The 1,821-nt window shown below is 64.6% G+C and carries 1 protein-coding gene; it reads left to right on the plus strand.

Annotated elements, in window-relative coordinates:
• The coding region (locus BLP82_RS30000) for a condensation domain-containing protein (protein WP_305883191.1) at nt 1-1,821 on the plus strand (1,821 nt) is incomplete at both ends.

Genomic DNA, 1,821 nt, shown 5'->3' on the forward strand with positions numbered 1-1,821 from the left:
TGGCAGGACCTGCTGGGCCTGCAACAGGTCGGCCGTCACGACCAGTTCTTCGAGCTGGGCGGTCATTCGCTGTTGGCCGTCAGCCTGATCGAGCGCATGCGTCAAGTCGGCCTGAGTGCCGACGTGCGTGTATTGTTCGGCCAACCGACGCTGTCGGCATTGGCGGCGGCAGTGGGCGGGCGCAGCGAAATCGTGGTGCCGGCCAACGGCATTGCCCACGGCTGCATGAAGATCACGCCGCAAATGCTGTCGTTGACCAGCCTGGACCAGGATGCCATCGACCGCATCGTGGCGACGGTGCCGGGTGGTGCGCGCAACGTGCAAGAAATCTATCCCGTGGCACCGCTCCAGGAAGGCATTCTCTACCATCACCTCTCGGCCGAGCAGGGCGATCCCTATGTCTTGCAGGCCCTGTTCGGCCTGCAGGACCGGCAGCGCCTCGACGACTTCATTCGGGCGTTGCAGGGCGTCATCGATCGCCACGACATCTTGCGCACCGCTATCGTGTGGGAGGGGCTCGACGAGCCTCAGCAAGTGGTCTGGCGCGAAGCGCGGTTGGGCCTGGAGGCGTTCACGCCGGACCCGCAAGGCGGGGACATCATTGAACAGCTGCATCGGCGTTTCGACGCTCGTCACTATGGGCTCGACATGACCCAGGCACCGCTGATGCGCCTGGCGTTCGCCGAAGACAAGCCCAACCAGCGTTGGGTTGCCTTGCTGCTGTTCCACCATATCGCCCTCGATCACACGGCGCTCAAGGTGGTGCAGCACGAGATGCGGATGCACTTGTTGGGGCAGATCGGACAGTTGGATGCGCCGGTGCCTTATCGTCACTATGTGGCGCAAGCACGCCTGGGTGTGAGTCGTGAAGAGCACGAGGCGTTCTTCCGCGACATGCTCGGCGACGTGGATGAACCGACGCTGCCGTTCGGCTTGCAACAGGTGCAGGGCGACGGCAATGACATCGAGGAGGCCAGGCGGCTGCTCGACCGCGATCTGAGCCGCCGTCTGCGACGTCTGGCACGGATGTCCGGGGTGGGGGCGGCCAGTCTCCATCACCTGGCGTGGGCTCAGGTGCTGGCATGCGTCTCGGGCACACCTGACGTGGTGTTCGGTACGGTGCTGATGGGCCGGATGCAGGGTGGCCAGGGCGCTGATCGCGCTTTGGGGATGTTCATCAATACCTTGCCATTGCGGGTGGCGGTGGGTCAGCAAGACGTGCGGCAGGGTGTCCAGGCCGTTCATGGACGTCTCTCCGCGCTGTTGGGGCATGAACACGCCTCGCTGGCGCTGGCCCAGCGCTGCAGCGGGGTGAGTGCGCCGATACCGCTGTTCAGCGCGTTGCTGAACTACCGCAATTCCAGTGAAGAGTTGGATACGCAGAGTGAGGCCTTGGCCTGGCAGGGCATCGAGACACTGGGGGGTGAAGCCCGCACCAACTATCCGCTGACGCTGTCGGTGGACGACCTGGGTGAAGATTTCGCCTTGACGGTGCTGGCGGCGAGCGGTGTGGGCGCTCAACGGGTCTGCGCCTACATGGAGCGCGCACTGCAAAGCCTTGCCACTGCGCTGGAGTCCAGCCCTGCTTCACGTCTGCAGGACCTGACCGTGCTGCCGCAAGCCGAACGTCAACAGGTGCTGGACGCGTTCAATGCAACCGCACGCGACTATCCACGAGACAAGACGGTCCATGGTCTGTTTGAAGCGCAGGTGCGGGCCAATCCCCAGGCGCTGGCGGCCGTGCATGACGAGCACAGCCTGACCTACGCCGGACTGAACGACCGGGCCAATCGCCTGGCCCGTCATCTGGTCGGCCTGGGC

The organism is Pseudomonas sp. NFACC37-1, from assembly GCF_900101575.1.
Taxonomy (GTDB): Bacteria; Pseudomonadota; Gammaproteobacteria; order Pseudomonadales; family Pseudomonadaceae; genus Aquipseudomonas; species Aquipseudomonas fluorescens_AA.